Annotated in this window: 22 protein-coding genes; 12 read left to right on the top strand and 10 right to left on the bottom strand. The window is 45.9% G+C overall.

Features of this window, described 5'->3' with window-relative positions:
• Positions 1-87: 87 nt before the first annotated feature.
• From L1D31_RS03330 to L1D31_RS03345, 4 genes are all read left to right on the top strand, one after another.
• Positions 88-1431: an NCS2 family permease gene (locus L1D31_RS03330; RefSeq protein ID WP_019274943.1), complete on the top strand. Its 1344-nt coding sequence runs from the start codon at positions 88-90 to the stop codon at positions 1429-1431.
• A gap of 163 nt (positions 1432-1594) precedes the next feature.
• The gene (locus L1D31_RS03335) at positions 1595-2998 is read left to right on the top strand and encodes a nucleobase:cation symporter-2 family protein (protein ID WP_239835655.1); all 1404 of its coding nucleotides are present in this window, start codon (positions 1595-1597) and stop codon (positions 2996-2998) included.
• A 134-nt stretch (positions 2999-3132) separates the two neighbouring features.
• Positions 3133-4494 carry an 8-oxoguanine deaminase gene (locus L1D31_RS03340; RefSeq protein ID WP_239835656.1) on the top strand — a complete coding sequence of 454 codons (1362 nt, stop codon included), beginning with the start codon at positions 3133-3135 and terminating at the stop codon, positions 4492-4494.
• Positions 4495-4663: 169 nt separating this feature from the next.
• The gene (locus L1D31_RS03345) at positions 4664-5812 is read left to right on the top strand and encodes a crosslink repair DNA glycosylase YcaQ family protein (protein ID WP_239835657.1); all 1149 of its coding nucleotides are present in this window, start codon (positions 4664-4666) and stop codon (positions 5810-5812) included.
• Between the two features lie 78 nt (positions 5813-5890).
• On the opposite strand, the gene L1D31_RS03350 is transcribed toward L1D31_RS03345, so the two are convergent.
• A complete protein-coding gene (locus tag L1D31_RS03350) occupies positions 5891-6391 on the bottom strand; it encodes a heme-binding protein (protein ID WP_239835659.1) in 501 nt (166 codons plus the stop codon).
• A gap of 171 nt (positions 6392-6562) precedes the next feature.
• On the opposite strand from L1D31_RS03350, the gene L1D31_RS03355 reads away from it, so the two are divergent.
• A complete protein-coding gene (locus L1D31_RS03355; protein WP_239835660.1) occupies positions 6563-7243 on the top strand; it encodes a response regulator transcription factor in 681 nt (226 codons plus the stop codon).
• Positions 7221-8627: a HAMP domain-containing sensor histidine kinase gene (locus L1D31_RS03360; RefSeq protein WP_239835661.1), complete on the top strand. Its 1407-nt coding sequence runs from the start codon at positions 7221-7223 to the stop codon at positions 8625-8627. The genes L1D31_RS03355 and L1D31_RS03360 overlap by 23 nt, the downstream gene beginning before the upstream one ends.
• 39 nt (positions 8628-8666) lie before the next feature.
• Here L1D31_RS03360 and L1D31_RS03365 read toward each other — a convergent pair whose 3' ends face one another.
• A complete protein-coding gene (locus L1D31_RS03365) occupies positions 8667-10115 on the bottom strand; it encodes a coniferyl aldehyde dehydrogenase (RefSeq protein ID WP_239835662.1) in 1449 nt (482 codons plus the stop codon).
• 262 nt (positions 10116-10377) lie between these two features.
• Between L1D31_RS03365 and L1D31_RS03370 the strand changes: the two genes are divergently transcribed.
• The gene (locus L1D31_RS03370) at positions 10378-11265 is read left to right on the top strand and encodes a LysR family transcriptional regulator (RefSeq protein ID WP_239835663.1); all 888 of its coding nucleotides are present in this window, start codon (positions 10378-10380) and stop codon (positions 11263-11265) included.
• A gap of 66 nt (positions 11266-11331) precedes the next feature.
• Here L1D31_RS03370 and L1D31_RS03375 read toward each other — a convergent pair whose 3' ends face one another.
• The 3 genes from L1D31_RS03375 to L1D31_RS03385 form a co-directional block, all read right to left on the bottom strand.
• A complete protein-coding gene (locus L1D31_RS03375; RefSeq protein WP_239835664.1) occupies positions 11332-12699 on the bottom strand; it encodes an alkaline phosphatase family protein in 1368 nt (455 codons plus the stop codon).
• Positions 12700-12818: 119 nt separating this feature from the next.
• The gene (locus L1D31_RS03380; protein ID WP_239835665.1) at positions 12819-13574 is read right to left on the bottom strand and encodes an MBL fold metallo-hydrolase; all 756 of its coding nucleotides are present in this window, start codon (positions 13572-13574) and stop codon (positions 12819-12821) included.
• A gap of 132 nt (positions 13575-13706) precedes the next feature.
• Positions 13707-14870, bottom strand: a complete 1164-nt coding sequence (locus L1D31_RS03385; protein WP_239835666.1) for an AAA family ATPase — start codon at positions 14868-14870, stop codon at positions 13707-13709.
• 267 nt (positions 14871-15137) lie between these two features.
• Between L1D31_RS03385 and L1D31_RS03390 the strand changes: the two genes are divergently transcribed.
• The 5 genes from L1D31_RS03390 to L1D31_RS03410 all read left to right on the top strand — a co-directional run bounded on the left by L1D31_RS03390 (position 15138) and on the right by L1D31_RS03410 (position 21357).
• Positions 15138-16595: a DUF4150 domain-containing protein gene (locus L1D31_RS03390; RefSeq protein ID WP_239835667.1), complete on the top strand. Its 1458-nt coding sequence runs from the start codon at positions 15138-15140 to the stop codon at positions 16593-16595.
• Between the two features lie 11 nt (positions 16596-16606).
• Positions 16607-18724: a glycoside hydrolase family 19 protein gene (locus tag L1D31_RS03395; RefSeq protein ID WP_239835668.1), complete on the top strand. Its 2118-nt coding sequence runs from the start codon at positions 16607-16609 to the stop codon at positions 18722-18724.
• Positions 18721-19443 (top strand): hypothetical protein, encoded by a 723-nt coding sequence (locus L1D31_RS03400; RefSeq protein ID WP_040122120.1) that lies wholly within the window; start codon positions 18721-18723, stop codon positions 19441-19443. The genes L1D31_RS03395 and L1D31_RS03400 overlap by 4 nt, the downstream gene beginning before the upstream one ends.
• Positions 19444-19495: 52 nt before the next feature.
• On the top strand, positions 19496-19915 hold the full coding sequence (locus tag L1D31_RS03405; RefSeq protein ID WP_040122121.1) for a hypothetical protein: 420 nt from the start codon (positions 19496-19498) through the stop codon (positions 19913-19915).
• Between the two features lie 998 nt (positions 19916-20913).
• On the top strand, positions 20914-21357 hold the full coding sequence (locus L1D31_RS03410; RefSeq protein WP_239835669.1) for a hypothetical protein: 444 nt from the start codon (positions 20914-20916) through the stop codon (positions 21355-21357).
• A gap of 106 nt (positions 21358-21463) precedes the next feature.
• On the opposite strand, the gene cyoE is transcribed toward L1D31_RS03410, so the two are convergent.
• Genes cyoE through cyoA form a run of 5 tightly spaced genes read right to left on the bottom strand, consistent with a single transcriptional unit; the run spans position 21464 to position 26159 of the window.
• Positions 21464-22330: a heme o synthase gene (cyoE, locus tag L1D31_RS03415; RefSeq protein ID WP_006961882.1), complete on the bottom strand. Its 867-nt coding sequence runs from the start codon at positions 22328-22330 to the stop codon at positions 21464-21466.
• 8 nt (positions 22331-22338) lie between these two features.
• A complete protein-coding gene (gene cyoD, locus L1D31_RS03420; protein ID WP_006961883.1) occupies positions 22339-22650 on the bottom strand; it encodes a cytochrome o ubiquinol oxidase subunit IV in 312 nt (103 codons plus the stop codon).
• The gene (gene cyoC, locus L1D31_RS03425; protein WP_021455231.1) at positions 22650-23246 is read right to left on the bottom strand and encodes a cytochrome o ubiquinol oxidase subunit III; all 597 of its coding nucleotides are present in this window, start codon (positions 23244-23246) and stop codon (positions 22650-22652) included. Before cyoC ends, cyoD begins: the two co-directional genes overlap by 1 nt.
• Positions 23236-25272: a cytochrome o ubiquinol oxidase subunit I gene (gene cyoB, locus L1D31_RS03430; RefSeq protein ID WP_019275229.1), complete on the bottom strand. Its 2037-nt coding sequence runs from the start codon at positions 25270-25272 to the stop codon at positions 23236-23238. Before cyoB ends, cyoC begins: the two co-directional genes overlap by 11 nt.
• The gene (gene cyoA, locus L1D31_RS03435) at positions 25272-26159 is read right to left on the bottom strand and encodes a ubiquinol oxidase subunit II (RefSeq protein WP_080568982.1); all 888 of its coding nucleotides are present in this window, start codon (positions 26157-26159) and stop codon (positions 25272-25274) included. The genes cyoB and cyoA overlap by 1 nt, the downstream gene beginning before the upstream one ends.
• Between the last annotated feature and the right edge of the window lie 503 nt (positions 26160-26662).

The raw sequence follows: 26662 nt of genomic DNA on the forward strand, positions 1-26662 counted from the left end.
GATAATTGAAGTTCGTCTGAGACAGAGACGTCCGGGCGAAGTGCGGTCTTCAATTGAAGAAACACCAAAATAAAAGGACTTGCTGACATGAATGAAAGCAAAGCAGAAGTGCTTAATACCGAAGGTCAACCTAGTGGCTTTTTGGAGCGCTTTTTCAAACTGAAAGCACATGGAACCAGTGTCAAAAATGAAATGATTGGGGGCATCACCACCTTTGCCACAATGGCGTACATCATTTTCGTAAACCCTCAGATCATGGCCGCTTCTGGAATGGATTCAGGCGCCGTCTTTGTCGCAACCTGTATCGGTGCAGCCATCGGCTGTCTGTTAATGGGGCTGTTTGCTAACTGGCCTGTCGGTCTGGCACCGGGTATGGGCCTCAACGCGTTTTTCTCATTCACCGTTGTCAGCGAAATGGGTTACAGCTGGGAAGTGGCACTAGGTGCGGTGTTCCTCTCTGGTATCCTGTTTGTCGGGATGAGCTTCTATAAGATTCGTCAGTGGATCATCGAAAGTATTCCTGAAAGCTTGCGCTTCTCTATGACAGCCGGTGTCGGACTATTTCTTGGTCTGATTGGTCTTAAAACCGCAGGCATTGTCGTCGAAAACCCAGCAACTTTGGTCTCACTAGGCGATTTCACCAAGCCAGATGCCATGCTCGCTGCCATCGCATTCCTTATCATCGCTGTGCTCAGCGAACGTAAAATCTTCGGTGCTGTTCTTATCGGCATTCTGAGTGTGACTCTGATTGGCATGATGCTAGGGCTGGTGCATTACAACGGCTTCTTCTCTGCACCGCCAAGTATTGCTCCAACCTTTATGGCAATGGACATTTCTGGCGCATTTAATATCTCAATGGTGAGCGTGATTCTAGCCTTCTTGTTCGTCAATATGTTCGATACTGCAGGTACCCTGATGGGCGTGGCAGAGCGAGCACACTTGATCAACAAGGAAACAGGTAAGATTGAAGGCCTAAGCAAAGCGTTGAAAGCCGACAGTATCTCTAGTGTGGCAGGTGCGTGTGTAGGTTGTCCTCCGGTGACTAGCTATGTTGAAAGTGCCGCTGGTGTGGCTGCGGGCGCTCGTACAGGTCTGTCTGCCATTGTGGTTGCTGTTCTTTTCCTCGCGGCAATATTCTTATCGCCTCTGGCGGGGATGATTCCATCGTACGCGACCGCTGGCGCACTGATTTATGTAGCCTTTGTGATGATGAGCAGTATGCAGCACGTCGACTGGAAAGACTTCACTAATGGTGCTCCTGCTGCGATTACAGCACTGATGATGCCACTGACCTTCTCGATTGCTAACGGTATCGCGTTAGGCTTCATCACTTACACTGTGCTCAAAGTTGCCACGGGTAAAACCAAAGACGTCTCTATCTCGATGTACATCCTGACGGTCATCTTCGTTGCCAAGCTGATTTACATCTAATTCATCTCCACCACCTCGCCTGAGCTTCTGCTCAGGCGAGACTGTTACACGTAAAATCCATCGACCCTACGCAGTTTGTAGAAGTCTGTCACCTGTTTAGTGGGAGCATTCCCCACTCAACGAGAGATAACCAATTACGCCAACTCTCTCTGAGGTAAAACAAATGAAACTTCTGTACACGCTTGACCAAAAACCGCCTCATGGCATCACTTTACTCCTTGCACTCCAGCATATGCTGGCGTCTATCGGCGGCATTGTTGCCGTTCCTCTCATCGTCGGCGCCTCTATTGGGCTTCCCAACGAAGAAATTGTTTCTCTGATTAATGCCGCCCTACTCGCCTCAGGTATTGTCACCATAGCGCAGTGTCTCGGCTTAGGTCCGATTGGTATTCGCTTACCTGTGGTAATGGGCTCCAGTTTTGCGTTTCTTGGCGTCGCCATTGCGATAGGCCGCGAAGGTGGTGTGGCTAGCATCATGGGGTCGGCGTTAATCGGCTCACTGGTGGTGATTCTCGCCAGCTTCTATATGGATAAGGTACGCAAGCTCTTCCCGACCGTGGTCAGCGGCGTGGTCGTCACCTTGATCGGTTTGACCATATTGCCAGTCGCAATGAACTGGGTCGGCGATGCACCTGCCGCCAGTGAAAACTTCGCAACACTACCCAAGCTTTTCCTCGCCATAGTGTCATTGGGCATTGTGGTCGCGGTATCGGTTTACTGCAAAGGGGCCGTGGCAGCGTCCGCCATCGTGATTGGTCTGGCTGGCGGTTATATCGCTGCCCTTTCCATGGGCATGGTCAATCTGGACGACGTCTCGACCGCCGCTTGGGTCGGTGGCCCAGAACCGCTTAAATACGGTTTAAGCTTTCACGCCAGCGCCATTGTCAGTATGAGTTTGGTTTACATTGTCGTGATTGCAGAAGCCACAGGCGACTTCATGGCGCTCGCCAGTAACTGTAACAAGCAAGTATCAGGTAAAGATTTACAACGTGGCTTGCTGGGTGATGGCCTCGGCAGCACGCTTGCCGCAATTCTTACCGCGATGCCACTGGCCTCGTTCAGTCAAAACGTCGGTATTGTCGGCATTACGGGCGTTGCCAGCCGATTTGTCGTTGCTGCAACCGGTGGCTTGCTCATCCTAGGCGGACTCTTCCCGAAACTGGCTGCGATTGCCGTCACCATTCCAAAGCCGGTATTAGGCGGCGTCGGTTTTGTGATGTTCGGTATGATTGCTTATGCTGGGATTCGTATGCTGATCACCGCCGCGGACACCAAACGTAACGCTCTGGTGATTTGTGTTGGTCTTGCTTCAGGTTTGGCGGTTACGTTTGAGCCGCGTCTGCTACAGCACCTACCCCATGATATAGCCAACTTCCTACACTCAGGTATCACAACAGGTACCATCGCAACCGTTCTTCTGCATCAACTGCTACCTAAATCAAGCCGCAGAGAAGAGCGCGATGCGCTCAAAGAGAGCCGCGACCAAGTGCAAGAAGAACTAGCACAGTCTAAGAAAGAAGAGCAGTCACCAGACGCACAAAGCCCGTTGAAAGCTCAGCAAGAATAACAACTGTTTCGGTTGCTCCTCTCTAGAAGCAACCGAAACACACTTAGCGTCAGACCAGTCTGGCAATAACTCAACCTAAAATCGATCAAGACCCTCTCCCCTGAAATGGCTGAGATGGCTAAGGATTACTATGAATGGAAACCATCTGGATTAAGAATCCACTGGCAATTTACACTGCAAATCATCAAGACGCGCAAGGCGGCTTGGTGGTGCAGGGAAACAAGATTGTCGAACTTATCGCAAAAAACGAGACGCCGTCTCATCAGATAGATTACGTCGTCGACGCCTCGCACCATGTGGTGACCCCCGGCTTAATCAACGCCCACCATCACTTCTACCAGACTCTGACTCGCGCCTATCCTGATGCCTTGAACAAAGAATTGTTCCACTGGCTGCAAAGCCTGTACCCAGTGTGGGCGAATCTAGACGAAGAGATGATGAGTGTCGCGACTGAGCTGGCACTGGTAGAACTGATGTTATCTGGCTGCACCACGGCATCCGATCATCACTACCTGCTACCGAATGGGCTCGAACATGCGATTGATCTTCAGGTTGAAGCGGCGCAAAAACTCGGCGTACGAGCCATCTTTACCCGCGGTTCAATGAGCCTCGGCGAAGATGAAGGTGGCCTTCCGCCTCGTCACACCATTCAGACCGAGCAAGCGATTGTCGATGACAGCCAACGCTTGATTCGCCAATACCACCAGCACCACGATGGCGCCATGACGCAAATCGCCCTCGCGCCGTGTTCGCCCTTCTCTGTAACCACAGATCTGATGAAGGAAACTGCCTACATTGCTGCGCAGGAAAACGTCATGATGCACACGCATTTGTGTGAAACACTCGACGAAGAAGATTTCTGTCTGCAGAAATTCGGCCTGAGACCCGTCGACTACCTTGAAGACGTTGGTTGGCTGAATGATAGAACCTGGCTGGCACACGGTATTCATTTCAATCAAGAAGAGATCCGCCGTCTTGGCAAAGCAGGTGTTGGAATCAGCCATTGTCCGACATCGAACATGATGTTGGCATCGGGGATCTGCAAAAACAACGATTTGGAGGCCGCTGGCGTCAAAGTCGGTTTAGGTGTCGACGGTTCGGCATCCAACGACGGCTCTAACATGATTGCCGAAGTTCGTATGGCGATGTACTTGCAACGATTGCAATACGGCTCAGCCAATGTCACCCATTTCGACGCCCTTCGCTGGGCAACACAAGGCTCTGCTCGAGCTATGGGTCGCAGCGATATCGGAGAACTGGCCGTCGGCAAACAAGCCGATCTTGCCATGTTCAAGCTCGATGACATCCGTTTTTCTGGCAGTCACGATCCGTTAGCCGCTCTGATCTTATGTGGCGCACAGCAAGCAGACCGAGTTATGGTCGCGGGTCACTGGCGCGTTCTCAATAGTGAAGTGATTGGTGTCGACTTGCATCAACTTCTCAACCGACATAAACACGCCGCCGCGCGTTTGGCGAAAAAAGCACTCGGTGAATAAACCTAATTCAGCCCTAGCATCACGCTGGGGCTTTTTATTCTTTCCCTCATAATTCGATCTTTCCCAACGAATAATTCAGGCGTTTTCATTACACTGGTGTATCGAGTTTACACTGCAAATTATACAGGCACTCACACCCTTACGGGGTAGATACAGGATTCATTTCAGTATGGAAACACTCTCAATTGCGCAGGCTCAAAAGCTCGCGCTACTCTCTCAAGGTTTGCCACAAAGCCTGAAATCAGGCAGCGCCTTACAGAACACGCTGTCAACATTTGAGCGTATCGGTTATGTGCAAATCGACACTATCTCGGTTGTTCAACGCGCCCACCATCACACCTTGTGGAGCCGCAATTCAAAGTATCAACCCAATCACCTCGATAAGCTGGTAAAAAATCGTTCTGTATTTGAATACTGGTCTCATGCTGCCGCTTATTTACCCATGCGAGATTATCGCTTCACTCTGCCACGTAAACAGGCCATAAAATCCGGAGACCAGAATCATTGGTATCGCCGCGACAACCAGTTGATGAATGACATCATGAGTCGAATTGAGCACGAAGGGCCATTAATGGCAAAAGACTTTGAGTCTGCGGGCGTCAAAAAGCAGGGCTGGGGAACCAAACCCACGAAGCAGGCGTTGGAGAATCTGTACATGCAAGGTGATCTAATGATCACTGAAAGGCGCAACTTCCATAAAGTGTATGACCTGACAGAACGAGTCCTGCCGCCAGGAATAGATACCTCAATGCCAAGCAATGAAGAATATGGGCGTTATCTGGTGATGAATTACCTCAGAGCGCATGGTTTTGGTCATCTGTCGGAAATCAATTACCTACTCAAAAACACTAAGCAGCTGGTCAGCAACACGATGAAGCAATTGTGCCAACAAGGTGAAATTTTCCCTTTTAAGGTCGACGGCCATACCTATTACACGTTCCACGGCGCGTTGGATTTGCTCGGTAAGCGCCTCAATCGCCAGAAGGCCAAAATACTCTCTCCGTTTGATAATCTACTGATCCAGAGAAAACGTGCTCAGAAGATTTTCAACTTCGATTACTTGCTTGAGTGCTATGTGCCAGCGGATAAACGCCAGTTTGGTTACTTCTGCCTACCTGTCATGTGGGATGGAAAGTTAGTCGCTCGTGTTGATTGCAAAGTAGACAAGCCAACCTCGACACTTCAGGCGCTAAGCTTACATATCGAACCCACACTGAGAAAGCGAGATGACTTTCACTCTGCCCTCGAACAAGAGCTGTCGGAATTTGCCCAGTTCAATCAGTGTGAGCAGTTTAAAATCCAACAGATTCATGCTTAACCTTCAGATACAAACAAACCCCGACCAGTGTCTCTGGTCGGGGAATTGAGTTCACTCAAAGGCAGTGGTTAACTCAAATTAGAACACTTTTTTGATTGCGGCATCGGCGCATTCCACATCTAGGTGACCACCCGGTGCTCCACCTACACCAACGGCACCGATTAGGTTGCCATCAAGCTGAACAGGTACACCACCCGCTAAGAACAGCAAGTTGTCATCCATATTTTGCAAAGGCTGCATAATTGGCTTGTCAGCGATCAGCTTCATCAGGTTGCCTGACGGCTGTTTCATACTGGTCACAGTAAAGGCTTTCTTACGTGAACTGTCTAAGGTGTGGATGCCTGCGTCGTCTGAACGAAGTTGAGCCAGTACATTGCCCGATAGGTCAACCACTGTCGCTGATACTTTGTAGCCTTTCGCCTCACATTGATTAACAGCTTCTTTTGCCAGACTGAAAGCGGACTGAGACGAAATTTGCGTCACTGATACGGTGTGGCCTTTATCTGCGGCTGACGCATTAAAAGACATTGAAAGGAAGCCAAGAGACGCTGCTAGTACGCTAAGTTTGATTGTTTTCATGTTCACTCCTGTAAGGTAGACCTTGTTTGATTCGACAGATACATCCTAACTAAAGCTCTATTACTGAAGACTTTCCCAATCATTACAAAGCTGTAATGTTGGTTAAATTCATGAAAGGTTGTTGGTAGAGTATGAAGGACTGTTTAGGGAGAGTGAGGAAATGGACAGCTGATGAAAATACTTTTGATTGAAGATGACACCCACATAGCACGCTTTCTTATCAATGGCTTCCAGCAGGAAGGCTGTACAATAACGCACGCCACCAATGGCGTTGACGGATTGCATGAAGCCATCAGCGAATCTTACGATGTGATTGTGCTCGACATTATGCTGCCACAAAAAGACGGCTTTGAAGTCTTGGCTCAACTGAGAGGAGAAGGCCATGTAACACCAGTTCTCATCCTGAGCGCAAAACACTCTGTAGATGAAAGAGTTAAAGGGCTGCAATCGGGTGCGGATGATTATCTGGTGAAGCCGTTCGCTTTTCCGGAACTGCTGGCTCGTTGTCAGTCACTGGCTCGCCGAGGTCAACAGAACCCTGCTCAAAGTTATCAATTAAACTACAGCGAGTTATCGCTGGATCTGCTAAAGCATTCACTTGAAAGAAATGGCGCCTCGATTCAACTCAATCAACGAGAATTCATGTTGATCAAACTAATGTTGGAAAACCCTGAAACCGTCATTTCAAAAACCGCCATTCTTGAGCATGTCTGGGGCCATCAGTTTGATCCGCAGACCAATGTGGTGGATGTACTGGTGTGTCGTTTACGCAGCAAAGTGGACAAAGGCTTTGATACCCCATTAATTCATACACTCAGAGGGGTTGGCTATGTCCTCAAGTCACAACATTGAGCAGGCACTGGCTAAGGCACGCAACACACTACTGATGCGGTTTATGGCGATCTTATTGCTGTGCCTGATACTGGTTGAAATAGTGGTTGGAGTGATGTTCTTCTTCGATTTATACCGCACCGAAAAGAAAATCCTCAACTCAATGGCCACTGAATACCAGCGTATTCTTACCTACGATTCAGCCGATCAACTGATTCACGTCATGACTGCAAACCCGCATCGCCTGATTGAAAACAATATCGCGGCTTTTTCTATTTCGAAAGAGCCTACGGCCAGCCCCAACTTTGTCGCTGGTGACAGCAACTTGCCAGCCGACATCCTACTCAATGATTACCTTACTGACGATAAATCTTGGTTTACGGCTTTCATTATTAACTCATATATGTCGCTGAAGATTGAAGGAGAAACGCTGGATTTTTGGTTAGTTCTCGACAATCAACCGCGTTACGCCATCGCCTACAAACAATGGCTGATGACTTTGTACGCCTTAATTGTGTTGGTTGCTATCACTACTTTGTTCACTCACCGCATTATTCGCAGCGCGATGTCACCACTGGTTACGCTCGGAGATTCTCTGGATAAGCTAAGCCAAGGCAAGTTAGAGATGACGGACAAGCCAGCCGCCACGCCGCAAGGGCTGAGCGTCATCAGTGCCAGTGTGCATGACGCTATCGCCCGACTGCACCATGTTACAACCACACTCAATACGACCGTCGATGCTATTGCTCATGATATTCGTACCCCCTTGTCACGGATCACGCTCAGTTCACAATCCGCACTGTTAGACAACAAAGACACTCAGCACATGGAGCACGCTTTATCTGATTGCGCTGAATACGCCATGCAAGCCAGCAATATGCTTACTGCTCTAATGAAGCTCAACGATGAAGTCACCGGTAAGCGTCAGCAACAAAGCACCTCAACCAATGTCTCTGAGGTGCTGAAAACCGTTGTGAGCTGGTATGAAGACGTGGCGGATGACAAACAGATTCAATTGCAGGCAATGGCTGATGACAATCTCATCATTCAATCAGACCCAGAAAAACTCACACAGGCGCTGGTGAACTTGGTCGATAATGCAATTAAATACACCGGAACAGGCGGAAAAGTTGTTCTAAAAGCCGATAAAACCAGTGATCATCACGTTCAGATTCTTGTCTCAGATACAGGTATTGGTATCGACAAACAGTATCAGGATTTGATTTTCGAGCGGCTCTACCGCGTTGATGCGAGTCGCAGCAATATTGAAGGTTACGGGCTAGGCCTATCACTGGCCGCCGCTATGGTTGATAACTTAGGTGGCAACATTCAACTGGTGTCTGAACCGAATCAAGGCAGTACATTTACGATTACGTTGAGCGCGAACTCAAACAGTAATGGATAAAAAGGGGACAAGCGTCCCCCTTTTTAAATACCACACCGTTCATCGGCTATAGCGCCATAAGCGGAATTTCACCAACAAATTAAACATCTTATTGTCCCATGGGGCAGCAATCATACTCGCGAGATCGATTTTCCCTTTCTTCACCACGCCTTTTGCTTTGCTGAAATTCAGAAAACCCTCTTTACCGTGGTAGTGGCCCATTCCTGAAGCACCCACGCCGCCAAAAGGAATATCATCTGCCATCACATGAATCATAGAATCGTTGATGCAAGCGCCGCCAGAATGAGTCGTATCAAGGAGCTGATTTGCCCGGCGCTGATCATTATCGAAGTAGTACAGCGCTAGTGGTCTCTCGCCCGCTTGAACGTACTCCGTAACTTCCGACATATCCGAATAGGTGATAACCGGAAGAATCGGACCAAATATCTCTTCCTGCAACACCAACATGTCGGTAGTTGGATTAAGCACAAGCGTCATTGGCATTTTTCGAGTACCCGAGAAGTCTTCATTTGCAGGGTTTATCTCAATTAATGTTGCGCCTTTGTCCTCTGCATCTTGTAGATACTGCTGAAGTCGGTGTAGCTGGCGTTCATTAATGATTGCGGTGTAGTCCTGATTGTTTTTCATGCTTGGATAGCGGCTGGAGAACACTTCATTGAATGCCTCGCAAAACTCTTCCACTTGAGAGTGATGGCAGAACACATAGTCAGGAGACACACACACCTGACCGGCATTAATCGCCTTACCAAATGCGAGACGTTTCGCCGCTTCTTTGGCAGAGTAGCTATCGTGAATAATAGCGGGAGACTTCCCTCCAAGCTCCAGTGTTACAGGCGTTAGGTTCTCTGCCGCAGACTTCATCACCAATTTGCCCACGCTGGTTGCTCCCGTAAACACTAGGTGGTCAAAGGGTAATTTGGTGAACGCGCTGCTGACTTCAACATCGCCTTCCACGACTGCTACTTCATTCTCATCAAAAATTGAACCTAGCATCTCTTTCATTACCGTAGACGTCTTCGGAGCAAATTCTGAGGTTTTGATCATGGCTCGATTGCCTGCCGCCAGAGCACCGATAAGAGGTGATAAACCAAGAAAAATCGGGAAGTTCCAAGGGACAACGATGCCAATCACACCAAGTGGTTGATATCTAACTTCAACCCGAGACGGCTTAAGGGAAAGAGGCACATGGCGTTTTTGCGCTTTCATCCATTTGCGTAAATGCTTTTTGTTGTATGCAATACCTTCCAATGCAGCAAGAATCTCCACCATCATGGTTTCCGCCGAGCTACGGTTACTGAAGTCAGCGCTGACAGCCTCAATAAGCTGATCTTTGTAGTCCAACACCGCGTAGTTCAGCTTCTTCAGCTTAGTGATACGCTCATCTACATTTGGCATTGGATTTTCTGCAAATGCTTGTTTCTGAAGGTCAAGCACCTGGCTTAGGTTGTCAAATGAAGAGTGTGTGTGGTCTATCATTACGGCTGTCATAGTTCTGTCCTCCAATCTGATTTACACAAATTATACGAAGAGAACGGCAATAAAATAATTGAATATTTTTCTTATCCGTTGCAAAAATTTGGAATAACCAAGTTTATACTGGAGCTATGCACAAAGTTTGTCGGTGTTAGAAAGATCCTTCATTAGCCAAACTGTACCAGTGGCATACAATCAATAGCCATGAAACCTGATATCGACCCACATTGACTGACTTCCTAATGTGCTATGTGGCCGACAATTGAAGAGAAGAACTATGCTTGATGTTTCGGATATAAAGCTACTACAGAAAGTGACAGAATTGGGCAGTATCAACAAGGCTGCTGACGAGCTTTATATGTCGCAGCCAACTTTGAGCAAGCGTATTTCACGACTGGAACAGACACTGAACGTAAAGTTGTTTTTCCGTCATAGCTCAGGAATGCAGCCCACTGATGTGACTAACTACCTGATAAAAAACGGACAGTTGGTGCAGGCTAAATTGGATTCAATGTGCCGACACGTTGAACGGCTTGCCTCTCTAGAAGGCGGTAAGCTGAATATCGGTGTTGGGCCTCTCATTGAGCAACTTTACTTTCCCAAACTTTTATTGGACTTTGTCGAGCAAACCAGTCAGGTCAAGACGTTACTCAAAACCGCGAATGCGAGTGAACTGCTCACTATGACAATGGATGGTCACCTCGATGTCGCTGTAGGACCATTTAACATTGATGACTTACCCAATGAGCTTATTTCAGCTCCTGTGCAAGGTGCGCCCATTGCGTTTGTCGCTCGTCCAGAGCATCCATTGTTTAGCGATAAGAAACTCAATTGGGATAAGCTTAAACAATACCCAGTGATTACTCCTGATGCTGGCAACACACTCAAAAGCTATCACTCAAGCCAGTTCAACAGCGATTCCGTCCAGATAACCTGCGATAACTACACCACATCGAAATCTCTGGTGAAAACATCAGACTTTCTCACCGCGGGTCCCAGACTGCTCTTTTCCCGAGAGATTCAAGAACAACAGTTAGCTGAGATTCCTCTAGAATCAAATATTTACTGGCAGTCATCGTGGATAGCGCGGCGAGAAGCGGTCTACACCCCAACGGTCAACAAATTCATTAAGATTCTGGAAGCTAACGCGCTCGCTGGAGGCTAAGTTCAGCCATACCATAAATACTGGCCTGAGCGTAAATGCTTCAGGCCAAATAGTCACACTGCAAAGTTAACGCATTGCTTCAAAGCTAAGTGGGTCCGCGTTACCATCACAATCAAACTTAGCGACATGCTCGTACCCCTCTAACGTCATCGGCACACCACTTTTCGCATTCCATTCAAAACCGCACTGCTTGCTCTCAATCAGGCTGTAAATGTAGCTGCTACTAATAGACAACGGGTCGCCGTCATTGCTGCAATCAAACTTGGCTATATGCTCGTTACTGCCCATTGGGCTTGGCGTACCTTTGGCGGCATGCCACTGCAATCCGCAGGAAGAGCCATAAATATTGGCATAGATGTAACCGTCTTCTATCTGCACAGGATCAGCTGAGCCATTACAATCAAATTTTGCCACATGCTCGTAACTGGCTAGCGCTATCGGTGAGCCCTTGTCTGCATCCCACTCCAAACCACAACGCTTACTTTCAATCGTGGCATAGACTTTTTGCGCCTCTATATCACCAACAAGAGGAAAACCATCAAGGCGTAATCGGTTTTGCTTGATACCGAGAAACTCTAAAATCGTTGGCACAATAAAGGTTTGAGCTGGCAGGTTATACAGGCCGTCAAAGTCTTGGTTCGCCACGGAAATATAAGACTGATAGCGGCTGTGCAGAGGTTGGTTGGAAGCAATAAAAATGGTCTTTTCACTCGAGGTTTGGTTACCATGGCCACTGCCTGTTCTAGCATTACGGCCATGATCAGTGGTGACCAGAACCAGCCACTCCTCGTTTTTCTCAGTCTGGCGTTTCTCAACCGCATCTAGCAGCTTACCCAGTCTAGCATCGCTGTCTGTAATTGATTTGTCGTACTCGTCACCCCAGCCATGGCTATGACCTGCACCATCAGGCTCATCCAAGTGAACAAAGATAAAATCAGGGTTTTGAGAGCCCAGGACTTCCAGCGTTCGATTTACACTGTAATCGTCGCCGCCCCCTTCAGAATGAGCCACTAACAGAGGCATATCTGCAGGGAAATAGAGTGTATTAATGGTTCCCCAGGTCGAAAATGAGTACATCTGAGCTTGGTCATTGGCATTGTGAATCTGACGAAAGATACTTGGCCAGTCAGAATCAGCGGGGCCGACACTATTACTCGAAATGCCGTGTTTGTTGACCCAAACACCAGTAAGAATCGTTGTCCAACCCGGGCCACTACTGGTCTTCTGTTCACTAAATCGCCCTTTTACGCCTCCGGCATAAGCTTTCGTGAGCTGGAGACGATCAAAAGCAGGGGTCGGTAATTTAGCGATATGGTCGAACTGCATGCCATCAATGCCAACCAACAATACCTTCTTATTGCTGGCCTGCGCACTGGTGACAAAGATGAAAAGTAGCGGTAGCAGCCAACGAAACGTTATTAGTCCTTTTGTCATGATTGTTGTTCCTGTCGAGTTAAACACGCGGACGATTTAACACAGCATTCATGACATCAATGTTATCTGGTGATGAATTTTAATACGCAATAAAGTCAATAAGATGGGGGTAATTCCATCTACATATGTGGCCTCATCGCAGTAAGGTTATATTCTAACGCGGAGCTTACCAGTTTCGGGGTCGGCAGCTTTGGGTTTCTGCCGCTAGGCTGATGAACAGAGCCCTGTTCGTGCAACTCATCACCAAGTGTCGTCTTATAAACCAACTCATCTGGGCTGCTTGGTTCGTTATGACACAGGTACACTTCGGTCGAGTCTTTGAGTTCATATATCTTAGATAATGACTCAAATGTCGGGTCGCTATCTTTAGCCAAATCCCCTTCTCCAGAATGAAGATGTGAATCACCCACGAATAATGCATCACCAATTTTAAAGGTAAGATCAGATGGCGGATGGCCGGGAGTTTCTAATACTTCTATATGTGAATGGCCAAAATCCAGTTGTTCATTTTCCAACAGGAAGTGCTCAAAATGATAAAGATCGGTAAGTGACAGATCATCCTTGCAGCTAGCGTATACCTCTTTGACATGATCAGAAATGTAGATAGGCGCTTGTAGTACTTTACTCAGATAGAACGAACCCGACAAATGATCAGCATGAATATGTGTCTCAAGAATCGCGGTGACATGAAGTTGATTTTGTTTAACGTGCTCAATAATCTGCTGCGCGGATTCAAAGCTGATCTTACAGTTTTCCTCATCGTAATCAGCAACGGGATCTATCACTATCGCCTCATTAGTGTCCGAATCTGCCACCACATAACTCAAGCTGCCGGACTCAGGATGAAAAAAGTGCTGAATGTTCTGGGTTGTCATTATGCCCTCCCCTAAAGACCACTTTCACTGAACATGACTTTGAGTTTAGCCATTAATAGCCTTTAGCGAGAGGAACATTGATCATTATTTACCCCATGTTGGTGAAGTAGAACTAGAAAGAGGTCTTTCTAGTTAAGAATCAGGCCAGTACCAATTTGGAGATGAAAGAGGGTCTAAATCCGGAATGATCGTCTGGCCGAACTCCTTATCCAACTGGATTGCATGATATTCAGGGTGCTCAGCCAAAGCCGCAATCAAGCGAGGCGCATGTGACACAACCCAGACTTGAGTATTCTTTGCCGCGTGAGAAATTAGACGCGCTAAAGCAGGCAACAAATCTGGGTGAAGGCTGGTTTCTGGCTCATTAAGAATCATCAAGCTTGGTGGTCGAGGCGTAAGAAGAGCGGCCACCCACAGCAAGTAACGTAAAGTCCCATCTGACAACTCAGCTCCACTTAATGGCCTTAATAAACCATGCTGCGAAAACTCTAACGAGAATCGGCCATCAGCCTGATTAACGATGCGGAGAGTGGCACCGGGAAAGGCATAGTCGATGGCCTTGTAAAGCACCTCTTTGTCACCAATTTCGATAATGGTCTGTAAGGCTGCAGCCAGATCGCGGCCATCATGATGCAAAACCGGAGTACGAGTTCCAAGCTGAGGCAGTCTTGCGGGGGCGTCTTTATCGGTTCTGAAATGATCATAAAAGCGCCAGCCACGAATCGTTTCTCGCAGCATAAACGCCTCAGGCGTCGCCATTGGATCGGCAATTTGATCGAACAAGCTATGATAAGTAGCGATATGGCTTGAAATTACCTGCCATTTTCGTCCTTCACGCGCTTTAATCGCTGGCCCGTTTCGGTCTATCAACGCACTAGCTGGTCGATACAACGGGCCATTCCAAATACATTCACGTTTTATCTCTGGGTCAAAACCAAACATCGATGTCGTTGGTTTTGGCAAACCTAAAGAAATCGCGTAACTGAACTCTTCTGTCGCAAAGCCAAGCTTGAGACGTTTGACCTTCTGCCTAACGGTGGCTTCAACGGCGTGTTCACCTCGCTTCATCGCATTGGTTATCTTTTCCGGCCCCGCCCAGAAAGTTGAATCCAGGCCACCTTCAGTCGCGAGCGCAGACACCACACCACCTTGCGCTGTATCCGCCAACAAACGAAGTGCTTTATACAAGTTGGATTTACCGGTGCCATTGGCTCCCGTTATCACATTCAATCTGCCTAGTGGAATAACCAGATTTAGAATCGAACGATAATTATTGATCGCCAACGCTGTAATCATATTCACATCTCGTTTAAATTAAATAAAACATATATTGAAAAACTATTAATCGAACGTTAACATTCGATCGTCTACATGTCATGCGGCCCCCAGTATTGACGAGCTCCACAGTGTGGATCCTACCTTTTTGTGAGACATTCAGCCAAAACCTTTCAATTTAGTCATTTAGAACGGTAAACCATTCATTTTAACTAACCTTTTAGTTAGATTGATGTGCGCTTTATTTTATATTATTACCCATCTTTGTATGAGAATTCAGGGTGCGTCATGGGTGTTACAGTTTGTGCTAATGGGCTAAGCGTGGTCCATAAAGGATCGGGGGGTGAAGCCAATGCCACATTACCCGATGTTTGTTTAACCACAGTTGGTCCTTCCGTTGTTCCCATTCCATATGGTAACAATGCAAAATCAGCCGATCTTGTCGATGGAACCACGACTGTCTCTATGGATGGCGGCAACAGCATCGCTATCAAAGGCAGCAAGTTTGCAGTCAGTACAGGGGATGCAGGCGGTGACAAAAAAGGCGTGTCATCTGGCACGATTGAGTCCGAAGCCGAATTTATCTCGGCTTCTCCGACCGTAACAATGGAAGGCATTGGAGTGTGTCGTCTGACAGACCAGATGACGATGAACAAAGCGAATACTATGTGTCTTGGCGGTGTACAGAACCCATCGGTATCTGTCACCGAAGATCAGGAAGGTACTTATACGCTGGATCTCACTTGCAAATACCCTAATGGCCAACCTTACGCGAATGCACCGTTTGAACTCAGAGAATCTGGTGGCGGCTCAATTGGTGGCGGGGTTTTAGACTCAACAGGTTGTGGCACCGTCGGCGGCTTACCACTAAAAGAATGTATCTTGGTGCTAAAAGAGACCACTGACACCTATACCCCAAACGCAACTCTACCTGTGAATGTTCCTACAGAAACCTACGAAGATTCTCATGACTTTTGTACTTTTGTTGCGGGGAGAAGAGCGCCGTTTTGGGAGGACAAAGTTGGTGTTGCCAATGACTGGGGCATCTTGCTCTCACCTTCTTTTAGCGATGATGATTTCAAGGCTATGGTCTACGAACAAAGCCGAATCTTGTCACCCCATGTGGTCAGCAAAAACCATTCTAACGATTTCTCCGAGTCTTTCGTTTCATCCCTTTTCCATATTCAGGAAGATCTTGAATCACTAGAAAAGTACGAATCACTACTTGAACTCCTTTTCGAGAAAGTGCATGAGAACGGCGATATCCTGCGCATCCTGTTCCAGGCGGATCTTCTGGATCCGCCTTCTGAACTGCTTGCCAAGCTACGTTTGTTGGGTACAGGTAACACCATACAGCACCTTCAACTGGTTCTTTGGACACTCATCAACCAACAGCTTTGTGGCTTTATCGATGACTTGATTGCTGCCTTGGACATGCGATTAGAGTTTATTCAGGCGCAAGCTGAGGCTCGCTCTCTAACCGCAGTTCAAGAAGGAGTTCAAGGCTATCGAGATGGCATGAAAGTAATGTCTCGTGCGCTTCCTGATGTCTTCAGTGAAATCCTCACCCAGACTAACGATAAGCTTTTAACCATTTCAGGCATGGCGATTGGCACCATCGTGAATGTCACGGGTCAATCAGGTTTCGCAACGAACTCAGGTGAAATCAACGCCGTTGTCTACACCAAAGCCAACAACCTCAACCGTCCTTCTTTCATTGTCTTTGACGACGTTTTCTCAGATTAAGGTATGACCTCATGGATGCAGTTTTTCCTATAACACAAAGAAATGGTGAGCCCTATCATACGCTTAGTGATTTCACTAAACTTTTCGATCAAGTCAAAAGCGGGCGCTACCTTCTAGGGCAAGGTTATGGTTGGCACAGTGGTGTTCATTTAACATCCAAAATGGTGCCTTGGGGCAAAGGGTTAAGACCAATCCAAGCAATGATGGATGGGAAAATTATCGCGTATCGTATTCACCCTGACTACCAAACCACCACATACAAAGACCAAGAGCTCAAATACAGTAACAACTTCGTTCTACTGGAACATGAATACAAAAACCCAGAAAAGGATGACGAAGTCTTTAAACTGTACTCTCTCTACATGCATCTTGCTCCACCATCGGATATTGGGGCTAATTCATCGCTAACGACTCGCTATAAGTTGGTTGATGATGGGTGGAACGTGCGAACGTTTAAACTTGGTGGTGCTCCTGAAAGAGGGAAAGTGGAAAGCAAAGTCTCTATGTCAAGCGGTACGGTTTTGGAGTATTTGCATGCAGAAGAGCAAGAAACCGTAGGGTTTGAAATTGGGGGCCACACTTATAAGATGATTAAGTGCCGCGTTGTTCAATTGGGTGACTCCCCTTCATCTAGCGAAAAGAAAATGAAAGGCAAAATCGTCTGGTTTGCGGCAGGCAAAGACAGCGATTTCGATATTCTTAACGACACTTCTGTGATGGTCCCAGAGCCTGTCTCTGAACCAGAGTGGATGTCTAAAAATGCCGCCTCATTGCGCGATGGCAGCGTCGTAACACTGGGCCTCCCCTTACCACTCAACATCGACTTTGGCGCTATCGAAGTGAAAGCGGGGGACGAACTGGGCTATATGGGGCTTCACGAGTACAGTAACGATGCCCACGCCACCAAGAAAGAAGATAACCGAGTCCACATAGAGCTATTTTCCGTAGAAAAACCGCCTGAGTTTTTCTTAAAAAAGATTGCCCCAAAAAATGCAGAAGAAAGCCCTCTTATCACCATTGACGGCAGTGGGAGTGATGGCGCTCTGAGCGTATCCAATGCGTTCTACAGCCAACTGCTCGAAGAGCTATCCAAAGGTGAAGAGGTTGATTTCTCGGCATTCAAACCAAGAGAAGCCAAAGTTTACTTAGAAAACAAACGTAAACACTTTGAGCGCGTTATCGCAAAGCACCCTTCTGACTGGTATACAGACGTCACTAAAGATAGCTATTCTATGATTCATCAACTCGCCAAAGAAGTGATGGATGAAAAGTACATGACAGGTTTCGTGTCTGAAAAGGACTACCTAGAGTCACCTTGGCGTAGTGAGGTCATGAACCATCACGAAATATTCTCACAGCATGAACGAGAAAGAGCGGATAAGTTTTCTTGGATGCAAGACACCCAAAGTAAGATTACGCTCCCGGACGATAAAAGTGTCTGGCATTATTGGCCTTTTGTTAATTTCAAGTCACAGCTGATAACAGTAGAGTTAATACACAAAGTTTTCGGAAATACATCAGACTGGTTTATGGGTAGAGGAAATGGCACCAAGTGGCAAAAACAATTCCATGACTCACACCCAGAAATAGTAGGATTCGACAAGTTTGAATTTGTTGAGCTCCTAAATCAAAAGATGGAAAAATATGAAATCTCTACACCGTTGCAGCAAATACATTTCCTAGCACAGATATATCATGAGAGTGCAAGCTTTGATACAACTTTAGAGTACGGTTCTGGGAGTCATTATGACCCTGGAAGCCATAAAAGTGCAGAAAAGATGGGGAACACTAAAAAGGGAGACGGACCCAAGTATAGAGGTCGAGGTTTGATGCAGCTGACTTGGAAAAATAACTACAGAAACTATTCTGAATACTCATCCGTAGATTATGTAAAAAAATACGACTCTGTAAGTAAGAGCATGGATGTTGCCATTGACTCTGCTTGCTGGTATTGGAGGAATAGTGGGGGGGTCCACAAGCTTTACAATGCAAAGGGTGATATAAACATTTTGGTTGATAACGATCCATACAACGTAAAACTAATATCAAAAGCTGTAAACGGTGGAGACCGAGGTCTGTCAGAAAGAACTCATCACTTCAAACAACTTAGAGAAGAAACTGGATTATGAGAGCAGAAATTCTACTAATATCATTGGTATCAGCAGTAGCATATGCAGCGGATATAGATGCATATATAGAAAAAGATAATGAGGCTGTAATTGGTAAAATATGCCAAGCTAGTGTTTGTAAAGTTATCGGTATAGAAGATAGTGAGTACAATGATTTTATAGATATAAAAAGACTATCTACTCCATATGAAAATTATCACTTCATCTCTGATACTTTTTCAGGGGTTAATGAATGTGGAAAAATATACTATTTAAATAAATCAAAAGATGCTTTTGTTTATATAAAAGACCAAAACATGGAAGAAATAACTCTTTGTAATTTAAAACAATCTGGTGACTACATTATTGATAATAATAGAAGTTCAGCTTTAGAAACCTATGAAAGCGTTTGGAAAATAAATAATCATAAGTTATTACTAAATTATGAAGATAAGATTGTTGGTGATTTTTACATAAAGCGAAAAACTTCGAAAGAAGAATTTTTAGTCAGTAATGAAAAAGATGCACTAAAGAGAGAAAGACTCCATGCTAAAGTCACTACCGAGCGTTCATATTTTTATGATAAAGACTTTAATAGATTAGGAAGTTACGTTATTGATGGCGATGAGGTCAACGTAACTGAGTATTACTATGATGGAGAGACCGAGTGGGCATTTTCAAAATACAATAATACAATTGGCTATCTAAAAAAAGATACATTGCTTGTAAGTCCTGATTGATATTAATTCAATATAATAAACACTCAAAATATATATTCTAGGCTTAAAAAGGATGAAATCACTAGTTGTAGTCACTCTCATATCTAACTCAATAGTAAGTAAAAACTTTGATGGGTATTATTCATTAGAATGTGGTGCTTTTCATGAGTCATTTGGGGAAGTATCAATTAAGAATGAAGAAGCAGTGATTGAAGTGGCCAGTAATCAAGTATATATCAAAGCCAGAGTCCTAAACCATGATGATAGATATCACCTGTATTACAGCTCGTCAGATATCGGGCTAGGAGGCTTTGATATACCATTTGACAAAATAGATATTACATATCCAATTGCACAAATCAACCAAATAAGAAATGGAATCGCGTTTAACTGGTTTGGGTTAATCGATTCAGATGGAAAAAGGATTAATCTCCCTTTTTATTCCTTACCCATCGATAAAGGCATATTGAAACTACAAAAGTGTAATGAATAATGAAGTCAAACTATTTGATATTAGCAATATTTCAGTTAATTTTCATTAACTCATCTTTAGCTTTTGAAGATGAGTATTTTAATGCGAACTTTGCGAATTCATCATTCATGATAAAAACCAACCCTATTGATAATTCCTGTTTATCTACAAGGGTAATAGTCTTGTTCTCAAAGCTAGTAACTTTACTATCGATGGGTATAGTACTTTAAAAGAAATAAAACCCAGCTCAGATGGATTCACCATAGTTAATAAAGGTAATAGTTTCTCTGGACAGTTTGAAATATACATATCGTATGAAAACAATGAATTTATAGTAAGAAAAACAAAATCTTATATAAGTTATGTATCAGATGGTATCTTTTCAATAACTAAAAAATGTCAGAAGAACACTAACATATTATTAGAGGGTGCATCGGTGTCTGACTTAGAACCTCTTTTGTTTCTGGAGAATGACAAAGGATTCAATAAATATTGTCACATCGATGTTGATTCTTAATATAATTTACCTTGGATTGAAAAAAGGTTTAAATTAAAAGAAGTACCTATAAGCAAAAACCTATTTATAAATTTGTATGATCTATACCCTATAAAAAAGGAAAACCAAGTCCATTATAACAATATAGCTTATTATCTCTCTAAGGATGGATATCATAAATTTTCGATCGATATTTTAGAAAAACTAACAGCCATTGTTCCTAATAGAACTGTCGCCTACCTTAACCTTGCTGATTCGTATCAAGAATTAAAAAACCACAAACTTGCGAAAAGAAATTATTTGATTTATTACAACCTAATGAGGAAACATAATCAATCTAATAAAGTTCCTGAGAGAGTATATAATTATCTTGAAGTCGAAAACCTTAAAGATAGCATCGTAGAAAAATAAGCAAGCTATCTATGTGTAATAAAGGTAAAGAAGTATCAAAACCATTTCCTCCCCATTTTGGAGCGAGCTTTCAATAATAATGAAAATAAAAAACACACTAGTAGCATTCGCTATGACCATCGCATTTCCAGCTTTCTCAATTGCCACATTGGTGACAGAACAAGGGGATCGGATTGATATTTCCGAACAAGATCACGAGTACGCTCCCTATTTTCTGTCAATCACTACCGGAAGTAAAACCACCAAAGTAGACGAATATACTGTTGAAGGAGGACCGCCGATTTTCAACGGTATGGATGAAATATCCCTAAGAAACAACCCGTACCTTTTAGTTCAAATAACTTGGGACATAAACCACTTCGATATAAAAGGGACTCAATATACTTCTTATCTGTACAAGTTTGAAAATGGCTCACTGATACGTGAAACGAATCTATCTCAGGACAAGAACTTAGATGGTTTTTCTGGATACTACTCTGATGGCGGCACGAGCGAGTATAAATACGATACGTTACTAAAGGTCAAAAAATACTTGTTATCTACTTATGGGAACTAAAAAAGCGCCCCGTCCTTTCTCTGCTTACACAAACATGCCGGTATCGGATATCTCAGGCATAAAACCGTTATCGGCTTAGCAGGTTCAGGAAGGAGCGCTTAACTCGTTAGATGGGCAGTGGAATCAGCTCCAGACCCAGCACACCACTGATGCTCATCACCACCAGCAGAGAGACTTTAAACACCGATTTCGACCATTGGACGTAATTGCTGTAGTCAACCTTGCGAAACGTCACCTGCGTCCACATAAAGCACACAACAGCGGCAACCGCTAGGTACTCATAGCCAGCCTCTCCCAATAGGAATAGAGCCAGTGAGACGGCACCAAAAGCCGCAACATATGCCTTCATATGGCGATGAGCTTTGTTGATGCCTTCTTTCACTGGCAAAACTGGAATACCCGCGTCACGGTAATCTTGCATACGGAACATCGCAATCGCGTACGAGTGCGGCATTTGCCATAAGCAGAACATGGTAAACAGCAGAATGGCCTCAAGGCTGATGTAGTTTGTTACCGCCAGATAGCCCACCAGAGGTGGCACTGCACCGGAAATGCTACCCACTAGCGTGCCGTACACAGACGTACGCTTGTACCACATGGTGTAGAAAAACACGTAAAACACGTAGCCCAAAAGCACTACCACTGCCGACAGCGGATTGGCGAGCTGAAACAACAAGGCGGTCCCGCTGAGCAGCATCACCAAGGCATAGACAAAAGCAACATCGATATTGATGTTACCTTTGACGGTTTCTCGATTCTGAGTGCGCTTCATCTTTTGGTCGATGTCTCGGTCAAAGATGTTGTTCACTACGCAGCCTGAAGCAATCACAAGCCCGACACCAGCGAGTGTCGCCAGTAACAAGTTCAGACTTGCGTGCTCTGTTTTTGCGGCAAGGAAAAACCCCGCCGCAACAGATATCAGGTTGCCGAAAATGATGCCCGGTTTGGTAATAGACAAATAACTTTTCAGCATACTCTGGCCTACAGCTTCATGTTGACGTTCATGTTGTAGATGATCCACACCGAGCCAGCGATAAGAATCAAGACAACGATGGCTGTAAACATCAGTGACACTAGGTTCCAGCGACCATCGGAGGTTTTTACTTCCATATGCAGGAAGTACTTAAAGTGCACAAAGATTTGTACCAAAGCACAGCCAAACAGAAGAACATATGTCGTCGTGTCAGGCAGCGATTGCGTCCACACAAAGTAGAACGGAATCACGGTCAAAATCAGAGATGCAACGAAACCTTTAACGTAATCCGACGCACCCGTTTCCAGATGTTGATCCATTACATAACCCCCAACAGGTAAACGATGGTGAAAACACAGATCCAAACAATGTCTAGGAAGTGCCAGAACAGGCTCAGGCAGTTAAAGCGCATCGCCATATTGTCGTTAAGACCTTTCGTCGACAGTTGGTGATAGCACACCGCCAGCCAGATAAGACCAAACGTCACGTGCAGGCCGTGAGTGCCCACCAGCGTGAAGAACGCAGAAAGAAATGCGCTCGCCTGTGGGCCGTAGCCCTCAGCAATCAAGTGATGGAACTCATACACTTCCATACCGATAAAGCCAAGCCCGAGCAAGAAAGTCACTTGCAACCAACGCTTTAAGCCCGCGACATCTTTGCGTTTCATGGCAATCATGCCAAAGCCAAACGTGATACTACTGAACAGCAGCAGCATGGTTTCAACGAACACAAATGGCAGTTCGAAAATATCTTTACCTGTCGGCCCGCTAATCGAGCCGCTTTCTAGCACTGCGTAGGTCGCAAACAGGGTCGCAAACAGTACGCAGTCACTCATCAGGTAAACCCAGAAACCAAACAGCTTGTTGCCGCTGGTATCGTGGTGATCATGAGCGTGAGACGCGATGTTAGCTTGCATACGTCACCTCCAGATCGTCTTTCTTATTATCATCTTGCACAGGTTTTTTATTTGCTTCTTCAAACTGAGCACGGCGCTCAGCTTCAATCGCTTTTATCTCTTCGACTTCAACGTAATAGTCCACGTCATCGTTGTAGCTGTGTTGGATACAGGTCACGATGATGCCAACGAAACTCGCTGCTGCCAGCCACCAGATGTACCAAATCATCGCAAAACCAAATACCAGTGCCCATGCAGACACATAAATACCTGTCGGCGTGTTTTTCGGCATATGGATGCGTTCGTATTCCACTTCTTTGGTTGGGTCGAACTCACCGCTCTGCTTCTGATACCAGAATGCGTCCAGCTCGTCGCCTTTTGGTAAATGCGCGAAGTTGTAAAACGGCGGAGGTGAGGACGTCGCCCACTCAAACGTACGGCCACCCCATGGGTCACCTGTCAGATCACGATTCTGTTCGCGATCACGGATACTGACGTAAATCTGGATGAACTGGCATACGACGCCCATCGCAATCACAGCAGTACCAGCTGCTGCAACGGCCAGCAGAGGGAAGTACTCTGGGTTAATGTCTTGGCTCAAGCGACGAGTCATGCCCATAAAGCCCAGTGCGTACAGTGGTAGGAAAGCCATCAGGAAGCCGACAATCCAAAGATAGAATGCACGCTTGCCCCAAGCTTCGTTCATCGTGAAGCCAGTCGCTTTCGGGAACCAGTAAGTGATTGCCGCAAAGCAACCAAACACCACACCACCGATGATCACGTTATGGAAGTGCGCGATCAGGAATACTGAGTTGTGAAGAACAAAGTCAGCCCCCGGAACCGCCATCAGTACGCCAGTCATACCACCGACTGAGAAGGTGATCAGGAAGCCCACCGTCCACATCATTGGCGTGGTAAAGCGAATGCGGCCTTTGTACATGGTGAACAACCAGTTGAAAATCTTCACCCCGGTTGGGATGGAAATAATCATGGTCGCTATACCGAAGAAGGCGTTAACGTTCGCACCCGACCCCATGGTGAAGAAGTGGTGCAGCCATACAACAAACGCCAGAATAGTAATCACTACCGTTGCCCACACCAGCGAGGTGTAACCAAACAATTTCTTGCGAGAGAAGGTCGCGGTCACTTCCGAGAACACACCAAAGATTGGCAGGATCAGGATGTACACCTCAGGGTGGCCCCATGCCCAAATCAAGTTGACGTACATCATCACGTTGCCGCCAAGATCATTGGTGAAGAAATGGAATCCGAGGTATCGATCCAGTGTCAGCAATGCAATCGTCACTGTCAGGATTGGGAACGAGATGATGATGAGGATGTTGGCACATAAAGACGCCCAAGTGAAAACTGGCATCTTCATCATTGGCATGGACGGAGTACGCATACGCAGGATAGTGGCGAAGAAGTTCACCCCCGTCAGCGTGGTACCGACACCGGATATCTGCAAGGCCCATATCCAATAATCGACCCCAACTCCCGGACTAGCATCAATACCCGACAGAGGCGGATACGCTAACCAGCCAGTACGACCAAATTCACCTAAGCCTAGCGACATATTGGTCAGGATGACACCAACAATAAACAACCAGAAACTGAGGTTGTTCAGATACGGAAAGGCAACATCACGAGCACCAATCTGCAACGGAACAATGATGTTCATCAGGCCGATAACCAGAGGCATCGCGACGAAGAAAATCATGATCACGCCGTGTGCGGTGAAGATCTGGTCATAGTGATGAGGCGGCAGGTAACCTGCTTCGCCCGCAGAAGACAGCAACTGCTGACTGCGCATCATGACCGCGTCGGCAAATCCGCGCACAAGCATCACCATCGCAACTGCGATGTACATAAAGCCGAGTTTTTTGTGGTCTACTGACGTAAACCACTCGTTCCACAGGTACTGCCATTTCCCTGCTTTGGTCACCGCGACAACCACTGCCAAACCAACCAAAGCGACAATCGCTAAGGTGATGACGATGATGGGTTCGTGGTATGGAATTGAATCGAGAGTTAATCTTCCAAACATTACGATTGTCCTTGGTTTTCAGGCAAACAGTTCATTGAACCAGGATGCTGGGTCACGACATCAGTAAACAAAAACGGTGGCACACTGGAGAACAGCGTGACTGGCTCAGCGACACTTGGTGCTGCCAGCGAGCGGAATTGCTCCCAGTCTTCGATGCGATCTGGGCTGGCTTTCACCTTCTGCACCCAGTTCAGGAATGCCGCGCGATCAGGCATAGCGGACGCAGTAAATTTCATCTGCGAGAAACCTTTACCGCTGTAATTTGAAGCAAAGCCTTTGTAATCGCCTTCATGGTTAGCAATCAGGTTCAGCTTGGTCACCATGCCCGGCATCGCGTAGATCTGTGTCCCAAGGCGTGGGATAAAGAACGCATTCATAATGTTGTCTGACGTCAGTTTGAAATTGACCGGGACATCTTTCGGAAACGCAACGTAGTTAACCGTTGCAATGTGTTCTTCCGGATAGATGAACAGCCATTTCCAGTCAAGTGACACCACTTCAATCGTCATGGGTTTCACATCACTCACCAGAGGCTTAGACGGCTCCAGTTCGTGCGTTGAACGCCATGTAATGGTGGCAAGAATCGCGATGATGATGATAGGAATCGTCCATACCACCACTTCGATCTTAGTCGAGTGAGCCCATTCAGGCGCGTACTCTTCGTCGGTGTTAGTTGCGCGGTATCGGTAGGCGAAGTAAATCGTCATCAGAATCACTGGGATCACAACGATCAACATCAGCAAAAGAGCGGTAATAATCAGCTCTTTTTCCTGGACACCAATAGCACCTTTCGGGTCAAGCAAAGCAGAATTACATCCTGAGAGCAGCAGAATGGCGGTCACCAAACTTCCCCTCGACAAGATGCGTTTATATCTTGAGGCTTCCATTAACTTTCTCGATGTTTGTCCGGTTGCAGGGCAATGCCTGAAGGCCGGTTGTTATAGTCATTAGAATGTTTATGTGTTGAGCATGTGCAGCATCGCAAAGCAAAGCGTGGGGTATCAAATAAGCAATCCGGTTAAAAACCATGCTGCTTATATGGTTTAATTGTTACACTTTGAAATACAATGTTACATTCTGCGCATTATGCTTAGATCGAAATTGAAGCTCATCTGTCGAACTTGGAAACTAACCTTCCATTTATGAAATTGACGTATTGATCAACAGCCATTTATCGCCCACAACGCCGTTGACGTGCCACATAAGAAAGCCATGAAAGATAAAGGATAGTTGCCGATTTACAGCCCGATTGGTAAATAAGTCATCTGCTCACCTTTAACAAGCTAAACAGCGCTATTTATAGATAGATAAATGTGACATTAATCACATTAAAGAATTCACGTAGTTTTTGATGGGTATTCACAAAAAGATCACTACTACGCGCGAAGTA

Origin of the sequence: Vibrio sp. Isolate23, from assembly GCF_022398095.1 — a bacterium.
Classification (GTDB): Bacteria; Pseudomonadota; Gammaproteobacteria; order Enterobacterales; family Vibrionaceae; genus Vibrio; species Vibrio coralliilyticus_A.

Bases quoted from the DNA above. Each gene is read 5' to 3' on its own strand.
- L1D31_RS03330 (WP_019274943.1), top strand. From the start codon at position 88: ATGAATGAAAGCAAAGCAGAAGTGCTTAATACCGAAGGTCAACCTAGT.
- L1D31_RS03335 (WP_239835655.1), top strand. From the start codon at position 1,595: ATGAAACTTCTGTACACGCTTGACCAAAAACCGCCTCATGGCATCACT.
- L1D31_RS03340 (WP_239835656.1), top strand. From the start codon at position 3,133: ATGGAAACCATCTGGATTAAGAATCCACTGGCAATTTACACTGCAAAT.
- L1D31_RS03345 (WP_239835657.1), top strand. From the start codon at position 4,664: ATGGAAACACTCTCAATTGCGCAGGCTCAAAAGCTCGCGCTACTCTCT.
- L1D31_RS03350 (WP_239835659.1), bottom strand. From the start codon at position 6,391: ATGAAAACAATCAAACTTAGCGTACTAGCAGCGTCTCTTGGCTTCCTT.
- L1D31_RS03355 (WP_239835660.1), top strand. From the start codon at position 6,563: ATGAAAATACTTTTGATTGAAGATGACACCCACATAGCACGCTTTCTT.
- L1D31_RS03360 (WP_239835661.1), top strand. From the start codon at position 7,221: ATGTCCTCAAGTCACAACATTGAGCAGGCACTGGCTAAGGCACGCAAC.
- L1D31_RS03365 (WP_239835662.1), bottom strand. From the start codon at position 10,115: ATGACAGCCGTAATGATAGACCACACACACTCTTCATTTGACAACCTA.
- L1D31_RS03370 (WP_239835663.1), top strand. From the start codon at position 10,378: ATGCTTGATGTTTCGGATATAAAGCTACTACAGAAAGTGACAGAATTG.
- L1D31_RS03375 (WP_239835664.1), bottom strand. From the start codon at position 12,699: ATGACAAAAGGACTAATAACGTTTCGTTGGCTGCTACCGCTACTTTTC.
- L1D31_RS03380 (WP_239835665.1), bottom strand. From the start codon at position 13,574: ATGACAACCCAGAACATTCAGCACTTTTTTCATCCTGAGTCCGGCAGC.
- L1D31_RS03385 (WP_239835666.1), bottom strand. From the start codon at position 14,870: ATGATTACAGCGTTGGCGATCAATAATTATCGTTCGATTCTAAATCTG.
- L1D31_RS03390 (WP_239835667.1), top strand. From the start codon at position 15,138: ATGGGTGTTACAGTTTGTGCTAATGGGCTAAGCGTGGTCCATAAAGGA.
- L1D31_RS03395 (WP_239835668.1), top strand. From the start codon at position 16,607: ATGGATGCAGTTTTTCCTATAACACAAAGAAATGGTGAGCCCTATCAT.
- L1D31_RS03400 (WP_040122120.1), top strand. From the start codon at position 18,721: ATGAGAGCAGAAATTCTACTAATATCATTGGTATCAGCAGTAGCATAT.
- L1D31_RS03405 (WP_040122121.1), top strand. From the start codon at position 19,496: ATGAAATCACTAGTTGTAGTCACTCTCATATCTAACTCAATAGTAAGT.
- L1D31_RS03410 (WP_239835669.1), top strand. From the start codon at position 20,914: ATGACCATCGCATTTCCAGCTTTCTCAATTGCCACATTGGTGACAGAA.
- cyoE (WP_006961882.1), bottom strand. From the start codon at position 22,330: ATGCTGAAAAGTTATTTGTCTATTACCAAACCGGGCATCATTTTCGGC.
- cyoD (WP_006961883.1), bottom strand. From the start codon at position 22,650: ATGGATCAACATCTGGAAACGGGTGCGTCGGATTACGTTAAAGGTTTC.
- cyoC (WP_021455231.1), bottom strand. From the start codon at position 23,246: ATGCAAGCTAACATCGCGTCTCACGCTCATGATCACCACGATACCAGC.
- cyoB (WP_019275229.1), bottom strand. From the start codon at position 25,272: ATGTTTGGAAGATTAACTCTCGATTCAATTCCATACCACGAACCCATC.
- cyoA (WP_080568982.1), bottom strand. From the start codon at position 26,159: ATGGAAGCCTCAAGATATAAACGCATCTTGTCGAGGGGAAGTTTGGTG.